This is a genomic window from Bacillus sp. z33, assembly GCF_058313615.1.
Genome location: NZ_JBZFQN010000002.1, coordinates 248308 through 271851, shown reverse-complemented (window position 1 = coordinate 271851; position 23544 = coordinate 248308). Strand labels below are relative to the sequence as shown.

At 37.9% G+C, this 23544-nt stretch carries 27 protein-coding genes, 1 pseudogene and 2 riboswitches; of the genes and pseudogenes, 12 read left to right on the top strand and 16 right to left on the bottom strand.

The annotated features are described in order from the left end of the window. Positions 1-382: 382 nt before the first annotated feature. The 6 genes from thiE to AC4G3L_RS08385 form a co-directional block, all read right to left on the bottom strand. Positions 383-1027: a thiamine phosphate synthase gene (gene thiE, locus AC4G3L_RS08410; RefSeq protein WP_491076510.1), complete on the bottom strand. Its 645-nt coding sequence runs from the start codon at positions 1025-1027 to the stop codon at positions 383-385. After that, positions 1024-1839, bottom strand: a complete 816-nt coding sequence (gene thiD, locus AC4G3L_RS08405) for a bifunctional hydroxymethylpyrimidine kinase/phosphomethylpyrimidine kinase (RefSeq protein WP_491076509.1) — start codon at positions 1837-1839, stop codon at positions 1024-1026. Before thiD ends, thiE begins: the two co-directional genes overlap by 4 nt. After that, complete coding sequence (gene thiM, locus AC4G3L_RS08400) at positions 1836-2591, bottom strand: hydroxyethylthiazole kinase (protein WP_491076508.1); 756 nt, start codon at positions 2589-2591, stop codon at positions 1836-1838. Before thiM ends, thiD begins: the two co-directional genes overlap by 4 nt. Beyond that, entirely contained in the window at positions 2591-2839 is a 249-nt protein-coding gene (locus AC4G3L_RS08395) for a hypothetical protein (protein WP_491076507.1), read from the bottom strand. Before AC4G3L_RS08395 ends, thiM begins: the two co-directional genes overlap by 1 nt. Positions 2840-2924: 85 nt before the next feature. Beyond that, a riboswitch (TPP riboswitch) is annotated at positions 2925-3027 on the bottom strand. A gap of 66 nt (positions 3028-3093) precedes the next feature. Then, positions 3094-3197: riboswitch (TPP riboswitch) on the bottom strand. Between the two features lie 174 nt (positions 3198-3371). Further along, a complete protein-coding gene (locus AC4G3L_RS08390) occupies positions 3372-3680 on the bottom strand; it encodes a metal-sulfur cluster assembly factor (RefSeq protein WP_491076506.1) in 309 nt (102 codons plus the stop codon). 71 nt (positions 3681-3751) lie between these two features. Further along, entirely contained in the window at positions 3752-4513 is a 762-nt protein-coding gene (locus AC4G3L_RS08385) for a prolyl oligopeptidase family serine peptidase (RefSeq protein WP_491076505.1), read from the bottom strand. 146 nt (positions 4514-4659) lie between these two features. On the opposite strand from AC4G3L_RS08385, the gene AC4G3L_RS08380 reads away from it, so the two are divergent. From AC4G3L_RS08380 to AC4G3L_RS08370, 3 genes are all read left to right on the top strand, one after another. After that, positions 4660-5478: a Cof-type HAD-IIB family hydrolase gene (locus AC4G3L_RS08380; RefSeq protein ID WP_491076504.1), complete on the top strand. Its 819-nt coding sequence runs from the start codon at positions 4660-4662 to the stop codon at positions 5476-5478. Between the two features lie 75 nt (positions 5479-5553). Then, positions 5554-5691 carry a hypothetical protein gene (locus AC4G3L_RS08375; RefSeq protein WP_491076503.1) on the top strand — a complete coding sequence of 46 codons (138 nt, stop codon included), beginning with the start codon at positions 5554-5556 and terminating at the stop codon, positions 5689-5691. After that, the gene (locus AC4G3L_RS08370; protein ID WP_491076502.1) at positions 5691-5885 is read left to right on the top strand and encodes a DUF3813 domain-containing protein; all 195 of its coding nucleotides are present in this window, start codon (positions 5691-5693) and stop codon (positions 5883-5885) included. Before AC4G3L_RS08375 ends, AC4G3L_RS08370 begins: the two co-directional genes overlap by 1 nt. Positions 5886-5923: 38 nt before the next feature. Here the strand turns inward: AC4G3L_RS08370 and AC4G3L_RS08365 are convergent, their stop codons facing one another. Then, complete coding sequence (locus tag AC4G3L_RS08365) at positions 5924-6766, bottom strand: YitT family protein (protein ID WP_491076501.1); 843 nt, start codon at positions 6764-6766, stop codon at positions 5924-5926. 135 nt (positions 6767-6901) lie between these two features. Between AC4G3L_RS08365 and AC4G3L_RS08360 the strand changes: the two genes are divergently transcribed. The 5 genes from AC4G3L_RS08360 (at position 6902) to AC4G3L_RS08340 (ending at position 10831) form a co-directional block, all read left to right on the top strand. Continuing rightward, the gene (locus AC4G3L_RS08360; RefSeq protein ID WP_491076500.1) at positions 6902-7759 is read left to right on the top strand and encodes a DegV family protein; all 858 of its coding nucleotides are present in this window, start codon (positions 6902-6904) and stop codon (positions 7757-7759) included. A gap of 88 nt (positions 7760-7847) precedes the next feature. Then, positions 7848-7982, top strand: a complete 135-nt coding sequence (locus tag AC4G3L_RS08355; protein WP_491076499.1) for a DUF3941 domain-containing protein — start codon at positions 7848-7850, stop codon at positions 7980-7982. A 125-nt stretch (positions 7983-8107) separates the two neighbouring features. Then, positions 8108-8599: a YajQ family cyclic di-GMP-binding protein gene (locus tag AC4G3L_RS08350; protein WP_491076498.1), complete on the top strand. Its 492-nt coding sequence runs from the start codon at positions 8108-8110 to the stop codon at positions 8597-8599. Positions 8600-8860: 261 nt separating this feature from the next. Then, positions 8861-9733 (top strand): SDR family oxidoreductase, encoded by an 873-nt coding sequence (locus AC4G3L_RS08345; RefSeq protein WP_491076497.1) that lies wholly within the window; start codon positions 8861-8863, stop codon positions 9731-9733. Positions 9734-9964: 231 nt separating this feature from the next. Then, complete coding sequence (locus AC4G3L_RS08340) at positions 9965-10831, top strand: SDR family oxidoreductase (RefSeq protein WP_491076496.1); 867 nt, start codon at positions 9965-9967, stop codon at positions 10829-10831. 66 nt (positions 10832-10897) lie between these two features. Here the strand turns inward: AC4G3L_RS08340 and AC4G3L_RS08335 are convergent, their stop codons facing one another. The 4 genes and pseudogenes from AC4G3L_RS08335 to AC4G3L_RS08320 form a co-directional block, all read right to left on the bottom strand. Continuing rightward, a complete protein-coding gene (locus AC4G3L_RS08335) occupies positions 10898-11926 on the bottom strand; it encodes a LacI family DNA-binding transcriptional regulator (RefSeq protein ID WP_491076495.1) in 1029 nt (342 codons plus the stop codon). Between the two features lie 18 nt (positions 11927-11944). After that, a complete protein-coding gene (locus AC4G3L_RS08330) occupies positions 11945-13624 on the bottom strand; it encodes a glycoside hydrolase family 13 protein (RefSeq protein WP_491076494.1) in 1680 nt (559 codons plus the stop codon). Between the two features lie 82 nt (positions 13625-13706). Beyond that, complete coding sequence (locus AC4G3L_RS08325; RefSeq protein ID WP_491076493.1) at positions 13707-15248, bottom strand: alpha-amylase family glycosyl hydrolase; 1542 nt, start codon at positions 15246-15248, stop codon at positions 13707-13709. Between the two features lie 34 nt (positions 15249-15282). Next, a pseudogene (locus AC4G3L_RS08320) lies at positions 15283-15368 on the bottom strand (sugar ABC transporter permease); the annotation flags it as partial. A 170-nt stretch (positions 15369-15538) separates the two neighbouring features. Here AC4G3L_RS08320 and AC4G3L_RS08315 point away from each other — a divergent pair. From AC4G3L_RS08315 to AC4G3L_RS08305, 3 genes are all read left to right on the top strand, one after another. Beyond that, positions 15539-17281 (top strand): glycoside hydrolase family 13 protein, encoded by a 1743-nt coding sequence (locus AC4G3L_RS08315; RefSeq protein ID WP_491076492.1) that lies wholly within the window; start codon positions 15539-15541, stop codon positions 17279-17281. Positions 17282-17569: 288 nt separating this feature from the next. Continuing rightward, positions 17570-17953 carry a hypothetical protein gene (locus AC4G3L_RS08310; protein ID WP_491076491.1) on the top strand — a complete coding sequence of 128 codons (384 nt, stop codon included), beginning with the start codon at positions 17570-17572 and terminating at the stop codon, positions 17951-17953. Continuing rightward, on the top strand, positions 17943-18425 hold the full coding sequence (locus AC4G3L_RS08305; RefSeq protein ID WP_491076490.1) for an aminodeoxychorismate lyase: 483 nt from the start codon (positions 17943-17945) through the stop codon (positions 18423-18425). The genes AC4G3L_RS08310 and AC4G3L_RS08305 overlap by 11 nt, the downstream gene beginning before the upstream one ends. Positions 18426-18515: 90 nt before the next feature. Here AC4G3L_RS08305 and AC4G3L_RS08300 read toward each other — a convergent pair whose 3' ends face one another. Continuing rightward, positions 18516-18962, bottom strand: a complete 447-nt coding sequence (locus AC4G3L_RS08300; protein WP_491076489.1) for a DUF4240 domain-containing protein — start codon at positions 18960-18962, stop codon at positions 18516-18518. Positions 18963-19061: 99 nt separating this feature from the next. Next, the gene (gene asnB, locus AC4G3L_RS08295; protein ID WP_491076488.1) at positions 19062-20912 is read right to left on the bottom strand and encodes an asparagine synthase (glutamine-hydrolyzing); all 1851 of its coding nucleotides are present in this window, start codon (positions 20910-20912) and stop codon (positions 19062-19064) included. Positions 20913-21133: 221 nt separating this feature from the next. Here asnB and AC4G3L_RS08290 point away from each other — a divergent pair, with 221 nt between their 5' ends. Further along, the gene (locus AC4G3L_RS08290) at positions 21134-21703 is read left to right on the top strand and encodes a DUF2777 family protein (protein ID WP_491076487.1); all 570 of its coding nucleotides are present in this window, start codon (positions 21134-21136) and stop codon (positions 21701-21703) included. A gap of 128 nt (positions 21704-21831) precedes the next feature. Here the strand turns inward: AC4G3L_RS08290 and AC4G3L_RS08285 are convergent, their stop codons facing one another. The 3 genes from AC4G3L_RS08285 to AC4G3L_RS08275 form a co-directional block, all read right to left on the bottom strand. Beyond that, the gene (locus AC4G3L_RS08285; protein ID WP_491077171.1) at positions 21832-22137 is read right to left on the bottom strand and encodes a copper homeostasis protein CutC; all 306 of its coding nucleotides are present in this window, start codon (positions 22135-22137) and stop codon (positions 21832-21834) included. Beyond that, positions 22073-22525 carry a copper homeostasis protein CutC gene (locus AC4G3L_RS08280; RefSeq protein WP_491076486.1) on the bottom strand — a complete coding sequence of 151 codons (453 nt, stop codon included), beginning with the start codon at positions 22523-22525 and terminating at the stop codon, positions 22073-22075. The genes AC4G3L_RS08285 and AC4G3L_RS08280 overlap by 65 nt, the downstream gene beginning before the upstream one ends. Before the next feature lie 245 nt (positions 22526-22770). Further along, on the bottom strand, positions 22771-23472 hold the full coding sequence (locus AC4G3L_RS08275; RefSeq protein WP_491076485.1) for a GNAT family N-acetyltransferase: 702 nt from the start codon (positions 23470-23472) through the stop codon (positions 22771-22773). Positions 23473-23544: the final 72 nt, after the last annotated feature.

Sequence of the window (23544 nt, the reverse complement as noted above, 5' to 3'; positions counted from 1 at the left end):
CCCCATTAATTAATCTATATGTCTAATGCTCGTATGTTTAGTTCATCTAAAGAGAGACAAAATGTCTATTCTAACCTTAACCCAACTCCTAATGTTTTACCAAATAATCACAATCCGGTAGCGCTCATATGAAAAAAGACGAACAGCTGTTTATAACAGTGATCGCCTTTTCATACGAAATTATTTGGTTACCTCATCATGATAAGCAATTAAAATAATATCTTTATCTAATTGCTCACTTAGTTCATCCTGATACTCATTTGATTTAATCTTCATTTAATTGTGCTACGTCATAACGATGCATGATGTTCCTCCTGTATGTGTAATGACAAAGAGAACTTCTCTTTCCTTTTTTATCATTCCCATAGGCATTGCATCCGTTTCATGCTTTTACACTTTTTGTCATCTCAAGCTTAAACAGTTCAACTGCCTTAGTTGGATGTTCACTTAATGAGATGGCAGAAACAACGGCAATTCCATCTGCACCTGCTTCTAACACTTCGCGTGTATTGTCCGGTGTTATGCCGCCTATCCCTACAATCGGCAGTTCTGGATAAAGATCTGCCACTTCTCTTAAAAATCTGGTCCCGCTAGGTTTCTTGGCATCACTTTTCGAATTTGTAGGAAATATAGGTCCTATTCCTACATAATCGGTTCGATATTTAATGGCTTCTTCCACTTCAGCCATAGTGTGTACAGATACGCCAACCCATTTGTTCCCCATCATTTTCCTAACTTTTTGTACCGGTAGATCATCCTGTCCGATATGAATACCATCCGCATTAAGAGCAATCGCTAATTCGAGATCATCATTTACAATAAACGGTACATCATATTGTTTACAAAGGCGCTGGCAGTTTTTTGCAAATTCCAGATATTTAGTTCCTGAGAATGCTCCCTCACCCTTTTCCCGAAATTGAAAAGCAGTGATTCCCCCTTTTAATGCTTCTTCAAGCACTTCTAATGGATTGTTTAAGATATTTTGTGAACCCATTACAAAATAAATACGAAGGAGATGTCGATTCAATTTAGAATCACCTCACATTTTTCATACTGATTATAGGCAAAATGATTCGTCGGCCCATGCCCATGTCCCAATTGCAAATCATATTTGATTCCCATTTGGATGAATTTTTTCGCCTCTAAAATTGCTCCAAGGGTCGAATATTCATTTGCAAGAAAAGCCGTAATCGCTGCAGAAAAGGTACATCCTGTTCCATGCGTATTTTTTGTGTGTACTCTTTCCGATTGCAAACTGAATGTCTCTCTACCCACCAAATAGACTGTATCCTCAGCAACCTGTTGATTATCTATATGGCCGCCTTTAATGACCACGCATTCTGCTCCATAGCTCATCATGATTTCTGCTGCCTTTTTTCTATCATCTGCAGTTACGATGTCTATTCCACTCAGTACTTCCGCTTCCGGTATATTGGGCGTAATCATAGTAGAGATAGAGAATAACTTTTTACGCAGGCTGTGAACTGCCTTTTCATGCAATAGACTCGCTCCGCCTTTTGCAACCATAACCGGGTCAATAATAAGTGGGATGTCGAGATCCTTTAGTACGTGGTATACTTCCTCAATAATTTCCTCAGAATATAACATACCTGTTTTAATCGCTGCTACATTAAAATCTTCAACAAGTACTTCAATTTGCTTCCGAACAAACAAAGGATCAACAGGATAGATTTCATGTACTCCGTTTGTATTCTGCGCTGTTAAAGACGTAATGGCTGATGTCCCAAATACTTTTAACTCCTGAAAAGTCTTTAAATCAGCCTGGATTCCTGCTCCACCACCACTATCAGAACCAGCAATCGTCATAACTACTTTCATATCAAGTCCTCCCCTCTGGATAACCGATTCAATTCATTTAAAATAACTGTCTGGAAATCACCTACATAGTTAGATTGTTTACCGGCCAAACTGCCGATAAGTTTATATTCATGTAAAAGTTCCTGCAAATGGACAAGATTTACCTCCTTGATTGTCAATGCAGCAGCAGAAATAGCACTTAACAAGCACCCTGTACCGGTAATCTGTGTCATGTTGATATGGCCTCCTTCTACCATGGTGCATATGGATCCATCCGTTAAAACATCTTTCTCTCCAGATACAATCACAAAGCAGTTATATAAATTGGCGATTTTCTTTGATTCCTTTTTAAGATCCATCTCACCCGATCCACCATCTACTCCCTTTTGTGTCCAGTCGACACAAGCAATGGTGGCAAGCTCCCCTACATTGCAACGAATCAAAATAAAATCAATTTCTTCCAAGAATTCCTGAACACTTTCTTTACGAAATGTACTCGCTCCCACGCCAACCGGATCAAATACAACTGGAATACCATGGATATTTGCTGCCTTTCCGGCTGTCAGCATAGCTTCTTTTGTCCGTTTATTGAGTGTTCCAATATTAAGGAGTAAAGCATCTGCTTTACTGACAATTTCCTCTATTTCATTTTCTTCATCAGCCATAATAGGAGCTGCTCCAACTGCCAATAGGCCGTTTGCCTGTAAAGGTGCTGCCACATAATTAGTCATACAATGAATAAGTGGCTTCCTATTCCTAATTTGTTTAAGCATTATCTTAACCCCTCCGGAATCCAACTTTGTTTAGACATCACCATTTCTCCAAAAATCCACTCGTACAAAAAGCTTTTATGGAAAAGTTCTATTAACTTGTTTTGCTTTTGTTCATGGGCATGGCGCACATAATAGTTCAAACTCTCTATTGGCAATGTTCCATCGGCGAGCTTTAATATGAATGGATAATCAAACCTCCCTTTCCAGCAAACATACTCCTCTCTTCGCACTTCGTTGCAAAATGCCATTTTCAGCCCTCCATTTTTTGGTGGACGTATGGAAAAAGACCCTTTAATAGTGTGGGTATTTCACATACTAAAAAAGGGTCTCATATCAACTGATGATATTGCTCCCTACGTCAGTATTAACTGTACAGGTTCAAAGGGTCAGGTTTTACCTTCTCAACTCGCATTCATGAGTCCCCCCGCAATCAAAACTATTTAATTGGAAACAAAAAAAGCTCTTCTAAAAACCTGAAGAGCTTTTCGCACATATCCAATAGGCCTATGTACTAATTGCTCCCTACGCCAGTGTTAACTGACAGGTTCAAAGGGTCAGGTTTTAACCTTCTCAACTCGTATATAATGAGTCCCCCCGCAAATAATTTGATTATTTTTACTTTATCAGAAATAAAAGCTATTTTCAATCCAGTATGCTAATTACTTTATGCCATTTGCTAATATGGATTTTGATTCAATCGCCTTTTTTAAAGTTCCCCGTTTCCTCATTACCACTGCATAAAAGAAGAGAGCCCATAAAACAGCTCTCTTCTTTTCTCAATTATCGGATGCCCAAGGCAATTTTTGCATAGCGGGACATACGATCCTTTGTCCATGCCGGTGTCCAAACAATATCCACATCTACATTTTTCACTTCCGGCAGTTCTTTCAATGCATACCGTACCTGATCGACAATGGTACCAGCCAAAGGACAGCCCATAGCTGTTAAAGTCATTTTAACTGTGACGTCACCTTCTTCAGTCATGTCCACATCATAGATTAACCCTAGGTTTACTATATCAATACCCAATTCTGGGTCTAAAACTTCTTCTAATGCACTCATAATACTATCTTTCATGTCTTGGTCCATATTCATTCTCCTTCCATCACATTCATGCTTCAATCCTACCAAACTTTGGTCAATCTGACCATTCTTATTCCTTATACAAGCTTCTCTTCTATAAAGTTTACAGCCTCTAGCAACCCTTTTCTTGTTACGGCGTGTCCGGCATTTTTTTCGGATATATAAGTAATCATCCCTGTTTCTACTTTTTCTTGGTGTTTATCAATAAATGCACGACTACCTGCAATAGGTACGACCGGATCCTTTTCCCCATGCCAGATGAAAAGTGGCCGATCTCTTAATTTTTCAGGTTGCAGGGATAAATCAAATTTTTCAAGAGAACTGAATACTTTCCATTTCTCTTCTTCCGTAAATCCCAAATCAATTCCCTGTTTCTCAAATTCATTCACTTGGTACTCTGCAAACTTTCTATAGGCCGGATTCCCCATCATACTTACTCCAACACGAATCCAATCATATTGAGTTAACGCACCAAGCGTCGTGATTGCGCCCATAGATGTCCCGCCAAGGCCTATACAATCATGAATCGCTAATCCATGTTCAGTGATATATTTTTTAATTATATGAAGTTCTTTTATGGAAGTTATGACAATTTTCCAAAATGACCTAGATAAATTCTGTGTATCCCCATCTTCACGTTCCCCGTGCAAGTACGCCTCGGGCAAAAATACTCTGAAACCTTTTTCTGCCAGGAGGTAAGCATAGTGTAAATTATGTTCTTTGGCGCTGGTGAACCCATGAAGAAATATAAATCCGGGAATAGGGACATTATTCATATCCTGCTTACCTACAATAAGCATGGGAATGTGTTCTACATATACTTTTTCTACTTGTATCATTGTTATTCCCCATTCTTTACATATATTTTACAAACCAAACAATACCAATAAACCTTTATACTTGTTATGATATATAAAAGAAGATTCTAAATGGAATTAATTTAACTTATAATTCTAGAATAAACTTAATTTAGAAGGAGAGCCATATGACAGATAAACATTTAATTGTACTTGATTTAGATGGAACTTTGTTGAAAGATGATAAAACCATCTCTCCTCGTACTAAAAACGTATTGCAAACATTACAAAATAATGGCCATGAAGTCATGATTGCAACGGGCAGACCTTACCGTTCCAGCGAACCATACTATCGTGAAATGCAATTTAAGACACCGATTGTAAATTTCAATGGTGCCTTTATCCATCATCCCCTGCATTCAGACTGGGGCATGCATCATTCACCGCTTGATATTAAAGTTGCCAAAGAGATCGTGGAAGCTTTGAATGATTATCGTTTCCACAATATAATCGCCGAAGTAAAAGATGATGTGTATTTCCATTACCATGATGAAAAATTAATCGATATTTTTCAACTCGGAAGCCCTAGTGTAACTACAGGAGATCTCCGCCAATTTTTACAGTCAGCCCCTACATCCATGCTCATACATTCCGATGAAAATGATGTTGCCGAGATCAGAAAACATCTTTCAGATGTCCATGCTGAAGTTATTGATCACAGGCGCTGGGCAGATCCATGGCATGTTATAGAAATCGTAAAAAGTGGGATGAGTAAAGCCGTTGGTGTTGATTTGGTCGCAAAAGATTTAGGGATATCCAGAAAGAATATTATCGCATTTGGCGATGAAGATAATGATTTAGAAATGCTTGATTATGTTGGCACGGGCGTCGCTATGGGTAATGGCATCGAACAGCTGAAAACGGTCGCTAATCATATTACGTTATCGAATGAAGAGGATGGAATAGCCGTCTTTCTTGAAGAAAAATTCAATATTAAGTCTGCGTGACTAACAATATCTCCTGTTGGTTATGATAAAAACGACTCGTTTTAGAGTCACAACTTGAATGCGGGAGGTTTTTCCATGGGAAAAAGGAATAAATCAAAGCGCTTTGTCCAACAGGGTAAGACCGCTGTTTCCAAACATAGTGAGCGATTCCCATATCGGACAACTATGGAAGAGGCGGAAGCAGCAGAAAATTCTACCTGTGGAGGACTGTAATGCGTAATGAATTATTTAACCGTGCTCAGAAAGCAGTAGAATTAGCCCAGATAAAAGGCTCTAATCAGCAAGAATTAATTACCAAAGCACGCAATGAGCTTTCTTCTGCATTTGCAAACTCTACTCTGGCTGAGCAGGCTCAATTGCATACCATGCAGGATATACTGGATTCCCTAGAAAAGCATTCAAACTAATGAAAAAGAGCACAAGACTAAGGTCTTGTGCTCTTTTTTTAATCTTTACGGAAAGAACCGATAACACCGGTAGATTGAACGATATTCGTAAAGGCATGTGGGTCGACTTCCTGAATAATACTCTGCAAATCATAAAGTTCATAACGGCTGATTACAATCATCAGCATATTTTTATCTTCACCAGTAAAGGCTCCGACAGCAGGAATCATCGTAATTCCGCGTACCAACTTGGAATGAATGGCCTGTTTCAATTCATCGGCGTGTCTCGTTACAATCATAGCCGTAACTTTTATATGTGTTGTATGAATAGCATCAATCACTCTCGTAGATACATATAAGGAAATCATGGTATAAAGTGCCTGTTCTTCTGAATACATAAGACCAGCTATTGCCACAATAGCTCCATTCAGCATTAAAAAGTAAATACCAATTGGCTTATCATTGATCCTTGAAAGAATCATTGCCACAATATCCATACCACCCGTGGATGCACCAAATCGTAAGGTGATTCCAATACCGGCTGCTCCAATTACACCACCGAATACAGCATTTAGAATAATATCATCGGAATAGGATTGCACAGGTAAAATTTCCAAGAATAAAGACATTAATAGAACTGCTATAAAACTGTACATTGTAAATGAACGCCCAACCTTAAACCAGGCTAGAACAGCAATTGGAATATTAAGAGCAAGTAATAATACCCCCGTTGATACATTGATATTCGTAAACATATCCAATGCTGCAGAAATAATTTGTGCTGTACCCGTAAACCCACTCGCAAATATGTTCGCGGGAATTAAGAAATAGTTCATTGCAATTGCATTTAATAAAGCTCCAATCACAACAGCAAGTACTTTTTTTGTTTCATTCCAAACCAAATTTAGCTCCTCCTTATGTTGACAACTACAAATAAATTCCCCATGATAAGATAGGTGTGTGAACAATTTTGTTTTCTAAAAAAGATTGTAGACTTATAATTAAACTAAGAAAATTTTAAAAAAGTAGGTGTCTATATGAGTGTACAAATTTTGGCCGATAGTGCAAGTGATTTGCCATTAGAATACTTCCAGGATAACAACATCATTCTTTTTCCATTAAAAGTACATCTTGATGACAATGAATATGATGATCAAGTTACCATCAAACCAAAAGTAGTCTACGATGCCATGCGATCAGGAAAATCACCTAAAACATCACAGGTGTCTCCACAAAATTTTTATGAAAAATTTGAACAGCTGGCAAAAAATAAACAACCCGGCCTTTATATCGCCTTTTCTTCCGAATTAAGCGGTACCTACCAAACAGCGGTTATGATGAGAGACGAAGTTAAAGCTGAGTACCCAGATTTTCATTTGGAAATAATAGATAGCAAATGTGCATCCTTAGGATATGGTCTAGTCGTCATGGAAGCCGTACGCAAGGCTGCCAAAGGAGCCACCATGGAAGAACTGAAAAAAACAGCACAGTTTACTGCCTCCCATATGGAACATTTGTTTACCGTGGACAATGTGGAATACCTGGCTCGAGGCGGACGAATATCCAAAACTTCAGCTTTTATCGGCGGATTATTGAATATCAAGCCACTGTTAAATGTTGAAGATGGTAAACTGATCCCACTAGACAAATTCCGCGGCCGCAAAAAACTAATGCAAGCCGTAATCGATACCATGAAAGAACGCGGTGACCAATTAGATAAACAAATAATTGGTATCAGCCATGGTGACGACATCGAAAAGGCTATGGAATTTAAGCAATTGATTGAAGAAAATTTCCACCCAAAATCTGTTTATATTTCATCTGTCGGCGCAACTGTTGGCGCACATGCCGGTCCAGGAACGATCGCTATTTTCTTCCTAAACAAACTATCCTGACTCTGTATTCTGATGTATACATATTTTTCCCTACTAGCAACATACTAGACATATTCACAGTAAATAAATTGCAAGGGGGATAGCACACATGGCCTATCATACTTCAGATAACAATAAAAAAGCCAGAGATAATCAAGCTAAGCATGAATTAAAAAATATCCAGGAAGAGAAAAACCGAAAAGCCGGGAAAAAATCTTTTTCAAAAAAAACTGATCACTTATAAGTAAAATCTCCATCTCACATCTTAACTGTGTATAAAGAGGATTTCAATTAAAATCCTCTTTTTTAATTGTATTTGAACTTATATAGAGGTTTTTTTATAATGAAAATAAAAAACGGAGGGATAATATGGCTAAAGAAAGCTCATTTGACGTTGTTTCAAAAATTGACCTATCCGAGGTATCAAACGCTGTTACGATGGCTGTGAAAGAAATTAAAACACGCTATGATTTTAAAGGAAGTAAAAGTGATATTCATCTGGAAAATGAAGAACTCGTTCTTGTTTCTGATGATGATTACAAAATGGAGCAACTGAAAGATGTTTTAATCAGTAAACTGATTAAACGTGGCGTTCCTATTAAAAACCTTGATTATGGAAAACTGGAGGGTGCTTCAGGCGGGACAGTTCGGCAAAGAGCTAAATTGGTACAAGGCATAGACAAAGAAAATGCCAAGAAAATCAATGCTATCATTAAAAATTCAGGTAACAAAGTAAAATCCCAAATACAGGATGATCAAATCCGCGTGACGGGAAAAAACAAAGATGATCTTCAGCAAGTTATCGCCGCGATTAGGGAAGCTGATCTTTCCATCGAGGTTCAATTTATCAACTTCCGCTAGTAGTTACATAGGCTGAAAGAGAAAAAGCTTAAATAAACTGCACCTCTATTGCCAGATCCAATTTAACAATTGCAGGTGCAGTTATTATACTGGATTTACTCCGAATGAATAATCATTTCTCTCTATTTTAAGACCCTCTTCAACTACGTTGCACCCCTCTTTTTATTACCAAATAGCTAAATAATTATACTTTCCAATGTTTCTTTTTCCATAAATGAGGAATAACAATAGGGAAACATTAATTGGAAAGGATGTTGCGAAATGAATGAAGATATAAAAACCGGTAAAGATGGATTTCCAGCCCAAGAACAGGATACTCAACCAGGTGTAACTAAAAAAATGAAACCTGAGCCAAAAGAATTCGACGAAAATTATAAAGGCAGCGATAAATTAAAAGGAAAAGTAGCAATTATCACAGGCGGAGACAGTGGGATTGGCCGATCCATTGCCCACTATTATGCTAAAGAAGGCGCCAACGTTGCGATTGTGTATTTAAATGAACATGAAGATGCGAATAAAGCAAAAGATTTAGTAGAAAGCGAAGGCGTACAATGTATGCTATTGGCTGGAGATGTCGGTGACAGTGCTTTTTGCCGTGAAATCGTTGAAAAAGTTAAAAGTGAATTCGGCAAAATTGATATCTTAGTCAATAACGCAGCTGAACAGCATCCTCAGGAAAGCCTGTTGGATATCAGTGATGAACAATTAGAAAAAACATTTAGAACCAATATCTTTTCACAATTCTATTTAACAAAAGCCGTCCTTCCTCATTTATCTAAAGGAAGCTCAATTATCAATACAACATCTGTAACAGCCTATCAAGGTAACGCACAATTGATTGATTATTCTTCAACAAAAGGTGCCATTGTTTCCTTTACCCGTGCACTTTCCAATAATATTGCCAGCAAAGGAATCCGCGTGAATGCAGTTGCACCGGGTCCAATTTGGACACCATTAATTCCAGCTACATTCGAAGCTGATAAAGTAGCTGAATTTGGCCAAAATGTGCCACTTGGACGCGCAGGTCAACCATCTGAATTGGCACCTACTTATGTTTATTTAGCAAGTGATGATTCCAGCTATGTCAGCGGACAAGTACTCCATGTAAATGGCGGATCTGTTGTTAATGGTTAATTGATCGACTATTTAGTTCGGTACTATTTTCAAATGAATGGGTAACAATGCCTTGTGATTGTTACCCTTTTTCTATCCCTTTCTTCTAATTTTAGACTATTTCTTAAATCAAAATAATCCTATTAAAATGCCAAACATACAATCTATTACTTTATGCTTTAGGAACATGTTTGATTTCTCCAAAGAGTGGAAAAGTAGACACATAGATAAAAATAATGGAGGTATTTAGTTATGAGTGAAAGATTTGAAAGTGCACCAGGACAGGAACAGGAAGTTCAACCAGGATTGCAGCATAAAATGGATCCTGAACCAATTACCGTTTCATCTTCCTATAAAGGCAGTGGTAAATTAAAAAATAAAGTTGCTATTATCACAGGTGGTGACAGTGGAATCGGCCGATCCGTTGCAGTCTACTATGCCAGAGAAGGTGCTGATGTCGCGATTCTTTATGTCGACAGAGAGCAGGAAGATGCTGAAAAAACAAAAGAGCTTGTGGAAGCGGAAGGCCGTAAATGCTTATTAATCACAGGAGATGTCGGTTCTGAGGAAGTTTGTATAAACGCTGTGGAAAAGACAGTGGAAACATTCGGCAAACTTGATATTCTTGTTAATAATGCCGGGGAACAGCATGTTCAGAAGGAATTTACCGACATTACAGCAGAACAATTGGAACGTACATTCCGAACCAATATATTTGGTTATTTTTACATGGCGAAAGCAGCCTTAAAACATCTTCCAAAAGGCGGAAAAATCATCAATTCTGCCAGTGTTACAGCCTATCAGGGGAATCCATTGTTAATTGATTACTCATCGACAAAAGGGGCGATTGTATCCTTTACCCGTGCCCTCTCCAATAGTATTGCTCCTAAAGGTATTTATGTTAATGCTGTTGCACCAGGTCCTATTTGGACACCATTGATTCCAGCCTCCTTCTCTGCAGAACAAATCGAGGAAAGCTGGGGACAAAATACTCCGCTGGGACGTATTGGACAACCCGATGAGTTAGCTCCAACCTATGTTTACCTGGCAAGTGATGATTCATCCTATGTATCTGGTCAAACTTTGCATGTGAATGGCGGCAGTGTCGTTAACGGATAAACGATATATTATAACAAACGGTGAAGAAACCAGATAACGTTTCTTCACCGTTTTTTTATCAAGTTATTAAAGTAACTCCTTTTTGACAACTGAAGACCGAATAATTAGTTGATGCGGAATAATCATGCGCTTGGTCGGCCCCTTGGGGTTCTTAATTTTAGAAATCAATAATTTGACGGCCTGATATCCCAATGTTTCAATATCAATATCAACAGATGAGAGCGGAGGCTTTGACAATTGTGAAGTTAAAATATTATTAAAGCTTACAACTGAGATATCCTCCGGAACACTGATATCCATCTCATCGAGCATGTTTAGTACACCAAGCGCCATAAAATCATCTGCTACAATCAAGGCTGAAGGAGGCTTTTCGAGATTCATTAATTGTTTGACAGCTTCTTTTCCACCTTCAAGCATAAAATCTTCATGAATCGCATATTCCTTTAAAATTGGTATTCCAGCTTCCTTCAATACTTCTTCATATCCTCTCATCCGTTCAATCGTGACGACAAGATGAGCACTACCCCCAATAAAGGCGATATCCTTATGGCCATTCGACAGCAAATACTTAGCTACATCTTTACCCGCCTGAAAATTATCGTTGTCTACGTACGTAATACTGCTATCATGCATAGGAGGCTTTCCGATAACAACAAACGGGTACTTCATTTTATAAAGATAGTTCAAAACTTTATCATCTATTTTGGAATAGAGTAAAATTACTCCGTCCACTCTGCCGCCATGGATCATTTTTTCAACTTCGTCAAATATCCCATCATCTGATATACCTGTTGTAATTTGCAAGCCATACAAATCTTCATGCGCTGCCTGACTCAACCCTTTCATAACTGTGGAGAAAAATGGATTGAGAAATGATCCATCACCGGACTTTGGCATAACAATGCCTAAAACTTCACTCGATTTATTTGCCAAACTTCTCGCAATAAAATTCGGATGATATCCAAGTTCTTCCATAACATCTCTAACTCTTCTTTTTGTTTTCTCACTTATTCGTGAATTATTGGCAATTACTCTGGATACTGTCGACGGTGCCACATTTGCCAATTTCGCTACATCTTTTATCGTTATCGCCATACGATTGTTCCCCACTTCCTATTTAGCGATTTGATTGAAGAGATAGACTCTTGATTCATATGGTAATAAATAGATGCTAATCTGTCCGTCCACTTCATTATACTGATTATTATAATTACTAAGAATAAGCTCACCTGTCAACCCATTGAACACCGGAAGTTTAATAGTCTGCTGATACTCACTGAAATTACAGATCACTAATGCCGTTTGCTCATCTGTAAATCTAGAGTACATGTATACATTCGGATCATCCTCGAAATAAAGCTTATACTCACCATAAACAAGACAATCGTACTTCTTGCGCAACCGAATCATTTCTTTATAAAAGGAAAGAATTGAACTTGAATCATAACGCTGATCGTTGACATTAATCGCCTTATAATTTGGGTTCACCTTCATCCAAGGGATACCCGAAGTAAATCCACCGTTTAGCGACTTATCCCATTGCATAGGTGTTCTAGAATTATCACGTCCGTTCTTCCAAATCACTTTCATAATATCTAGATGGTCTCTCCCTTTTGCCGTTTCCAGCTGGTAATAATTCTTCATACTAATATCATCGTAATCATGAATAGAAGGAAAAGCCACATTAGTCATACCAATTTCCTGGCCCTGATAAATAAAAGGAGTACCCTGCATAAAGAAATACATAGTTCCCAGCATCTTAGCACTTTCTTTCCAATACGCCTGATCATTTCCAAGCGTTGACACAATGCGTGGTTTATCATGATTTTCAATAAATAACGCATTCCATCCTTTACCATGTAACTCAGTTTGCCATTTTGATAGGATTCGTTTTAATGCTACAAGATCGAGATCCACTTTGGTTTCTTTTTCCCATAAACTTAAATGCTCAAATTGAAACACCATATCAAAAGCACCGTTATTTTCTCCTACCCATGGGTCTGCATCTTCGGCACTTACACCACTTGCTTCCGCAACCGTCATAATGTCATAGTTTGAGAAGGTGTTCATTTTTAATTCTTGAAGAAAATCATGAATTCCGTCTTGGATCGTGTACATCTTGAATCCTTTTATTCCGCCACTTTTCACCCCTGAGTCATTCGGATAACCACTCTTCTTTTTAATATGGCTAATTGCATCAACCCGGAATCCATCAATCCCTTTATCCAGCCACCAATTGACCATTTCGTATACAGCTTCCCTCATCTCCTTGTTTTCCCAATTCAAATCCGGTTGCTTTGCTGCAAATACATGCAAATAATATTGCCCGCTTTCCACATCAAATTCCCATGCACTGCCGGAGAAAATACTCTCCCAATTATTAGGAGGGATACCAGGTCTGCCATCACTCCATATATACCAATCTCTTTTCGGTGAATCCACTGCCGTTTTGGATTCAAAAAACCAAGGATGTTCATCACTTGTATGGTTAACAACGAGATCCATTATAAGCTTCATACCCCGTTTATGAACATCCTCAAGTAATTCGTCAAAATCTTTCATGGTTCCAAATTCGTCCATGATTGATTGGTAATCACTGATATCATATCCATTATCTACATTTGGGGACTGATAAATAGGGCAAATCCAAATAACATCTATCCCCATCTCGGTTAAATAATCTAGCTTACTAATTACTCCCTGCAGATCACCGATTCCGTCTCCATTTGAGTCTTTAAAACTCTTTGGATAAATCTGATAACAAACTGCTTCCTTCCACCACTTCTTATTCAAGCACTTTCATCCTCACTTATGTTAATTAATCCATGGTTGTTATTAAAAAAAATGGAGAGATATTAGATCCCTCCATTATATTTCAAGTATGGTTGTTTTGCTGTTTGCCTTTTTTCCAAGCCAGATAAAGAAAAATAAGAAATGCGATAATAACGAAGACAATAACAGCCATATAAACGTAATTCACGCCACTTTTTTTAGCTGCCAAATAGACTTCTGATGTCTCACGATCCAATGTGATTGAATAGGTATCCTTGCTTTCTCTTACCATATCTCCGTTAAGCCTGCCACGTAACTCTTCATTTGATGCAAGCTTAGTTGGATCGAGTTGAATGGTTTTTGTTTTCGAACTATTATTAATCGCAACAATCATTATTTGGTCTTTATACTCTCTTTTATAGACGGCCATACCATCTTGCTCATCCAAAAGCTCAAGTGTTCCTTTTCGCAGAGCCGGATACTCGTTGCGTAATTCTGATACTTTACTAATATATTCAATTAGGTCCTTGTCTGTTCTAAAATCCATCATCTTTCGATTATCGGGTATCTTATTGCCATTTAAGGCTATTTCAGAACCGTAATACACCATTGGAATGCCAGGTGTTGTGTACATATAGGTCATAAGTAATTCCCATCTTGTACCTGGGAATTGATTATTATCTTCCATTGATTTTGTGAATCTGGGAATGTCTTCATTATCAACCATGATTCCCAACTGATGAGGCTGACTCATTGATTTCAACCGCTCACTCCAGATAGAGAATAATGAATCCATCTCCTGGTCCGGTTTAGCAAATACCCTTCTCAACGCGTTCATTTGTTGATCATCTATTATCCCGGAAATACCTGAATTCTGAAGGGCAACCAAATTAGATTCATTTTCAATAGTCCCGTTACCAAGCAGAAAGAAATCATTCTTCACTGATTTCATTTCTTTACTGAAGGTTTCCCAAAAATCAACAGGCACGTACTGAAGACTATTTAACCGGTAGCCATCAATATTGGTTTCAGTAATCCACCACTTTGCAGCATCCAGCAAGTAGGCAGCAACCTCAGGATTTTCCTGTGCCAAATCAGGCAATCCGTCTATCCATCCAGTCTGTATACCTTCCTTTTGGCTACCCGAAGCCAGTACATTTTTATCATGGAACCACTCTTTTTTTGCTGGTTCTTTAAGCCATGGATGATCAGGCCCAACATGATTCGGATTAAAATCTACAATTACTTTCATATCACGTTTATGTGTTTCTTCAACAAGCTTTTTAAATTCCTCTAATGTTCCATAATTCTCATTAATTTTCTTGTAATCCAAAGCCCAATTCCCATGATAGCCTGATTCTGTGTTTTCAACGATTGGATTCAGTGCGATAGCGGTAAAACCCATTTCCTGCAAATAATCAAGTTTTTCAATGATACCGGCAAAATCCCCGCCCTGGTATGTATTAAAATTATCCAAGTCTACACTAAAATCGTTTTTCGTATTCCCGTTATAAAATCTGTCCACCATGATGAAGTAGATGGACTCATCCTGCCAATCTCCGTCCGCTTTTTCAGCAGCAGATACAGGTACTGCATAAAGCAAGATTAACGGCATCAGCAGTATGGCCATTACCTTTTTCAACATATATCTGTCCCCCCTATTTCTCCCATAAATAACCTTATCCCTTTGTACCGCCAGCCGTCAATCCGGAAACAAAGTATTTTTGGAAGAATAGGAAAAAATTACGATTGGACTTGCAATTAAACCCATTTCAAAAATTATTGAGTTAGTTTCCTTTAAATTATGGGTAGAAATACAATGGTATAATCTGTTTTTTTTAGATTGATATACTGCCTTGAACTGATATAGTTAAAGTCAGGGTAGCGCAAGCGTTTGCATTTATTTTTCGTATATACTGAGAGGAGAAATATCATATGGATAAAGCATCTGTTATACACTTTGCCCGAGATCAATTTATGTACAGTTCTTCAATAAACTCCATCACGATTATGATCATGAGTAAGAAAAATGACATTACAAAAATGGAATTAATACATGGGGATCCCTATGTATTTAAAGAAAGCAAATGGATTTACCAAGCTGAGGATATGAAATACACGGGCAGTGATGAACTTTATGATTATTGGCGCTATACCATTGAACTTCCACACCGAAGAGCTCGATATGCCTTTCGCTTAACTGACACGAACGGAGAAACAGCCTATTTTTCCGAAAAAGGATTTTATGAGGAGCTTCCTGATATCGGCCTACTATTTGCCCTGCCATACCTTCATCATACAGAAGTATTCAGTGCTCCTGAATGGGTTAAAGATACGGTTTGGTACCAAATCTTCCCTGAACGCTTTGCAAATGGTGATACCAAATTAGACCCTAAAGGTACACTTCCATGGGGAAGTACAGAACCAACAACAACCAATTTCTTTGGCGGTGACTTAGCAGGTGTCATTGATCATTTGGATTATCTAAAGGATCTCGGTATAAACGGTATTTATTTCACACCAATATTCCATGCCTATTCCAATCATAAATATGACACGATTGATTATATGGAACTTGATCCGCAATTCGGGACGAAGGAAACATTAAAACTGCTCGTAGAGGAAAGTCATAAACGTGGAATTAGAGTGATGCTCGATGCTGTCTTCAATCATAGCGGCTATCATTTCAAACCATTTCAGGATGTACTTGAAAAAGGGAAAGATTCCAAGTATAAGGATTGGTTCCATGCACACAACCTTCCACTGGATGAAAAGAATCTGAATTATGATGCTTTTGGTTTTGTAGAAACCATGCCAAAATTAAATACAAAAAATCTGGAAGTAAGAGAATACTTGCTGAATGTAGCTAAGTACTGGATTCGTGAGTGTAATATTGATGGCTGGAGACTTGATGTGGCCAATGAAGTGGATTTTGATTTCTGGCGTGATTTTCGCAAAGCCGTTAGATCCGAAAAAGAGGATGCGTACATACTGGGGGAAATCTGGCATGATTCCATGCCTTGGCTGCGTGGAGACCAATTCGATGCCGTGATGAATTACCCATTTTTAACAGCTATATTAGAAATGTTCGCTAAGAAATCGATTACGCCGGTACAGTTCGCTGAAAAAATGACGAAGGTGTATCATATGTACCCTCACACTGTGAATATGGCCGCTTTTAATTTAGTCGGAAGCCATGACACGCCAAGAATTTTAACAGAATGTAAAAACAATTTAGATGAGATTAAGCAGATTTTCACGATATTACTAACCTTTACAGGTACACCATGCCTTTATTACGGTGATGAAATTGGGCTTGATGGTGAACAGGATCCGGGCTGCCGTAAATGTATGCCTTGGGATGAGGAAAGCCAAAATCTGGATCTGCATAAGCACGTACAAACTCTAATCAACTTGCGCAAAAAACATAAAGAACTTGCCAATGAAGGCGATATTCTCTTTGTCTCTCATGATCCTGAAGTAGTCATGTATAAAAGAGAAAGCGAAGACTCTCTTTCCTATGTTTGCATTAATCTTGGCAAAGAACCTAAATCTTTATCTATGGATGAATGGAAGGAAGCCAAACCTCTTTATATGGATTCTAAAAGTCAATGGGATAATAAGAACCAGCTTACCCTTTCAGAAAGCGGGTATACGATTCTATCAGTCTCCAAATAAGTGTAAGGCCACCTAATATGAACGGCCCCTTAAAAGTTAAACACCAATCTAACTTTTAAGGGGTTTTTTATTTATTTTCTAACTTATCTACTCTTCCACATCTTTAAATAGAATTCCACAAAAGGAACTTTTTTACATTGCAGTGCATACAACAGTGCGGGTACACTTAAGAGAACTCTTCTCATAGAGAAGATTACAAGTTCTTTTCATTTTAGCGATTTTAGTCGTAATTTATTAGATTTTCTATGTATAATAGAAAGAAGATTTTTTTAGGAGGATTTAAAACTAATGAAAATAGCGCTAATCATTTTATTTAGTATAGCAGTCGTTTTGCTCCTTATTTCATTTCTTAAAATGAAGAAGCAGGAGGAAAAAGAAACAAAGCAGCTGGATACCTATTATGCTGTCATGCTGGATGAAACAAATAAGTTGCAGGAACAAATCAACAAACTAGAACTACATGAAGAAGTTACGGCTAATGAAGCTGGTATCATGGGATATCACACTGAGGAACGTCAAGTCATGATCAAAATGCTAGATTTATACAAACGCGGCTATTCCACAAAAAGTATTGCCTCTATTACCAAACTGACAGAGGATGAAGTGTTAGGAAGGCTTGCTGCATATGATAGTCCAAGCCAAAGAAGGAGGAAAGCAGTCCATGACGCCTAAAGTTTTAAGCAGTTTTGCTGCAGGAATAATTGTAGCAGCAGGTGTATGCGGTGCTGTGTATTTTTCCTCCTCCGAAGAAGAAACAGTTACTCAGGCTTCAGAATCTCCGAAAAATGCCGTTACTAAAGAACTGACAGAAGATGAAATGAAGGATGAGTTATCTTCTTTGGGTTATGTTATAAAAACAGAGGACGAATACTCTGCTGAACTGAAAGAAGCAGAGAAAACAGCAAAAGAAACCTCAGATCAACAGGATCAAAAAGTTATCTACAAAACAGTAATAAATGTAGCTAGCGGAATGACCAGTATTGATGTGGCAAACGCCTTGGTTAAAGGAAAAATTATAGATAATGCTTCCAGTTTTACAAAAACAATTGAAAGCAGGAAGTTAGAAAACAAACTGAAACCTGGCGTATTTGAAGTTGATAGTACAATGTCACTAGATGAAGTAATTAGCCAAATTTTTAAATAAGAAATAACAGCCGGGAACCGTGGTAAATGTACATTCCAAAGGGTTTCCGGCTTTTTTATATCATGCCAATCCTTTTCTAAGGTTCCTTTTCTAACCTAGAGGTTCTTCTCCAAATCTTTCCCATAAAACCGGAAATAAATTTTCCGGATCCTCTTCTTTCCACTCAAATTCTATATCAGGTACAGGCTTCAACCCCTTTTTTTCAAGCACATCCAAAAACTCATCATATATATTGTCATCCCATTCCGTATCACCTGTCTTGATGAGGGTATAGGCATCCAATCCAACAGTTAACAATTCTTCATTTTGCAGGAACCCTTCATCATCAAGGTTAACTTCACTTATGTATTCAGCTAAAAATTCAGGATTTTTCGTTACTTTGTTAAATATCTCTTCTCCCTGGCCAATCAACCATCCACGAAAATAATCAAATGTATCGTCAGAACATCCGCCCATCAAAACAAAAGCTGCTCCCCATAAGCGAGATTGATAACTAGCGTACATTAATTTTTGAAATATAAATTCAAATTTTCCCATGACCATTTATAACATATTATTTAAGAAAGCATTAATTATAAGTCACATTATATGCAAATCAAAAGGCTGCCGATAGGTTCTCAGGCAGCCTAAGTTAATTCAAGAATCTTCCAAAATGATATTATAGTGTTTAAACCATAAATGCACCTGTATCAAATAAGCAAGTAATTGTGGACCGGACATTAATTGACCATACCATGGCGTTTTAAATGAAGATCCTCCTGATTCTACAAGGGCTTTCAGCTGATCTCTGTCAAAGAATTCGTATAAGGGGGAATCTGTATCCTCCAGCAGTTCTTCGAGCCACTTCTTCACCAGCTTTGTATAAAGGGGATTATGTGTTTTCGGATATGGGCTTTTCTTTCTATACAGGACTTCTTCTGGAAGAATTCCCTTCAAAGCTCTTCGTAAAATGCCTTTTTCACGGTTATCTGCCATTTTCATATCCCACGGTATATTCCATGCATACTCCACCAAGCGATGGTCAGCAAATGGAACCCGTACTTCCAAACTGGCTCCCATACTCATCCTGTCTTTCCGATCCAATAAATTAGTCATAAACCAAGTCATATTTATATAAAATAACTGCCGCCTTTTCGTTTCTATATCAGATTCCCCTGAAAGTAAAGGCGTCTCAATTATACTTTGTTGATATTTATCCTTTACATACTCTTCAATGGAGAGTTTATCTTGCCAGTCTTTCCTAAGTAATTGATGCCGTTCATGTATAGAGCGCATCCATGGAAAAGTATCATTTGATAACTGTTCAGGATTATGAAACCACGGATAGCCTCCAAATATCTCATCCGCACATTCTCCAGAAAGGCCGACGACATACTCTTTTTTTATTTTTCTGCAAAACCAAAGTAAGGAAGAATCGATATCAGCCATCCCTGGTAAATCTTTTACCATCATAGCCTCACTCAGATTGGTGATTAATTCTTCCTGGCTGATTACACAATAATGATGCTTTGTTCCAAATTCCCGGTTCATTAATTCAATCCAATGCCCATCTGCATTTGGCTGGAATTCATTCGCCTGAAAATGGGCAGCATTATCTTCATAGTCAATTGAGTACGTATTGAGCGCAGGTTTTCCCTCCTTTTGAAATTGTTTGGAGGCGATGGCTGTTATCGCACTTGAATCAAGACCTCCTGACAGGAACGTACATAGCGGAACATCTGAAACCAATTGTCTCTGCACAGCATCTTTCACCAGAAAACGGACCTTTTCCGCCGTTTCATCCAGATTATCGCGATGTGCTTCACTCTTCACATTCCAATAACGTTTAATCTCTATTCCATCCTTATTAAAAGTTAACGTATGCCCTGGACGGAGTTCCTTGATGTTTTTAAAAACCCCTGATCCCGGTGATCGAGATGGACCAAGTCCAAGTATTTCGGCAAGCCCTTCTCTTGTCAGAATCGGCTTAATTCCTGGGTGAGCCAGTATTGCCTTTATTTCAGAGCCAAACAGAAATTGACCATTTTGCAGGGAATAAAAAAAAGGTTTTACCCCCATTCGGTCTCTTCCCACAAATAATTGTTGTTTGGCTTCATCCCAAATCGCAAAGGCAAATATCCCATTAAAAAAATCCACGCATTTTTCTTGCCATTCCATATAGGCAGTTAACAGAACTTCAGTGTCCGAATGGCCAGTGAATGAATATCCTTTTAATAATAGTTCTTTGCGAATATCTTCTGTATTGTAAAGTTCACCATTGTAGCATAGAACAAAACGATTTCCATTTTTTTCTCGAATCATTGGTTGTTTTCCACACTGTGGGTCGACAACAATGAGCCTTTTATGTCCCAAACCGACATGTTGGCTATCCCATATATTCGTATCATCAGGTCCACGTTTAGAGAGTGTATTCGTCATTTTAACGAGAATCTCTTTCTCTTGATTAATAGATCGATTAAATTCAACCCAGCCAGTAATACCGCACAAAATACATCATCCTTTCAAACAAGCAATGGCCCAATCCTGCTATCATGATATGCTCCAGACACAAAGTTGTTAATTGTCCAACTTTAAGGAATAGAGTTATAAAAAAAGATGCTTATGTAAAGAAATAGAAGACAGTGCCAAAGATTTTATATAATGACAAAATGGAATGCAGGACTTGAGTTTTACATATGACTCTTTTATCTGCACTTGGAGGCGCACACATGAAAAATCAACTTAGAATTCAACTATTAAGTCAGCAGCTAAGAGCATATACAGAAGGAATTTTTGAAAACATTAATGATCAATGGGTCTTTTTCGATGAAGAAACGGATGAGGCCTACCCACTCGAGGAATATATGAATAACGAGATATCCATCTATCGCAATAATCGCTGGCGTAAGGGCACTTTGGTTGAGGACGGAAAGTTATTATCAGGCAAAGAAATTATATTTATAAAAGATGAAGATCAGGTCCGGATCAAAAAAAACTTACAATATTCTTTAGAGCGTTTACTTGAAGATTTACAGGACGATGCCTTCTTTCAATTCATCACAACGTTAAATAGCATGAATTTTTCTGTCTATGATTGTATATATGGATATAATCAACTATCCTTTTCATCCGCGGCGCAATTAACGGGCACGAACTTTTTTATCTTTGATAATAGTGACTATATCTGTTCCCTCCATCATCATTTTTTCGAGCACAATAAAGAACACAACCGCTTCGAATTCACCCTGAATACGGGCAAACGGATGGTCATCGAAAAGCTATTAAGAAATAAAGACTAAGGAATGAGGCAACATCTGTTAATCCACATCTCCAATTTAAAATGATATAACCAAAGGGACTTCCGTCTGAAGTCCCTTTGGTTATATACAAAAAAACACCCATCTAAAAATATGAGTGTTCCCTTCCATTACTTAATCCCAAAATATTCAAGCAAGTATTTGGTCTTCTTAAAGTCGAACCCGTTGGCAAATGATTTGTCTTTTCGGACCCCTGTTCCAAAATGGTACTCCTTTGCATCCAGAAATGAATGTAATTCCTTGATATTCTCTGTATCAAGGCCACCGCCTACCAATATCTCAGGACCTGACCATACATCTGATAAAGCAACCATCTGCTTTAATTTTTCCCTACCTTCATAAGCGCTTACCTTACCGCCGGAAGTTAGAACCCTTTTTACATGTCGGGAAATACTGACAAAGAACTTCAAGCCCATCTGCATGAGTTTTGAGTTCATCGAATGCCCTATGAAATGTAATATCCAAATGAGGTACTTCCTTTATCACTTTCTCCAAAAGAGCTTGGTCAATTTCTCCATTCTTCAGACAGCCAAATACAATTCCACCTACACCCAAATCTGAAAAGGCTTGAAGATCTTCCTTCATTGACATCCAATCGAATTCATCATATTCAAATGAATAGCCGTGTGGGCGCAGCATCACCTGAACAGGAAGCTTCACACCTTCGATGACACGCTTTACCGTCCCGTAACTTGGAGTCAATCCGCCTTCCGACATGGCAGACACTAACTCCAGCCGGTTAAAGCCAAGCTGTTCTGCTTTAATGGCATCTTTTTCATTTTCAATAATGCATTCCAAAATCATATGATCACCTGCTTCTCGTTCAAACTATTAAATCCACGGATTGATATCCCGGAGAAAAAATTTATTTCATAAACTTCATTATAACAAAACGAACCGTTAATTTTTTAGGCGATACTTATTATAAGAGTTTTTAGTTAGAATTAACATATTATCATTTAATGCAAAAAATATAGGTTTGACTCACTCCATCAATTTAGAAAGAAATGTCCCCAATGAATGACAAAATCACTTTTTTACAAATGGGGCTAAGTGTTAAGTTCTTCATTCATTGGAATTATAACAGCGTTGCACGCTTTTTCATAAAATTCCAACGGGCCAGCCTGCCCAATAATAGCATATTCATAGCCCTTTTCTTTCATCTCTCTTAAGCAATGATGAAGGAGGGTGTATCCTATTCCTTGCTCTCGGTTTGATAAAGAAGTACCCATCGGACCGAACAATCCCTTCTTTTCTACATCAAAGCAAGCAAAACCATTAATCTGGTTTTTTTCTATAGTGATGAAAATAGGAATATTCTCTTGTGAAAATCCATTTTCAACAGAGGGTATCCATCTGTTTCCGAATTCATTTTCTACAAAAGACTTTAACCATGCAGCATCATTTTTCTCTGCTTTCCTACAATTTATATTACTTGTTGAAATGGTTGGGAATTCATAATCCTTTAGAGGAACAATCATATCTCTTGGAGATGATACTATTCCAAGTATGCCTGAAACATCTAATCCATCCAGTAAGGCACTTGTTAAATCGTCATTGCATCTAAATAGCGCATCAGCTAAATGGCCCTCATTTAAATAAACTTGTTTAAAATGTTTCATTCGGTTACACGCACTTATTAGTACCTGTTCAGTCGATAGGGAAATATTTATTGTAAAGGGTTCATAACTAATTCCTTGTTCGTATTTATTGGGGTATATTTCCTTAACTCGCTCATCTACTAAATCCAAAAGTTTTGGATATCTAAGAGATAGCTCAGCACAGACACCTGTCTTCTCGAGCAATATACCTAATACTAAATG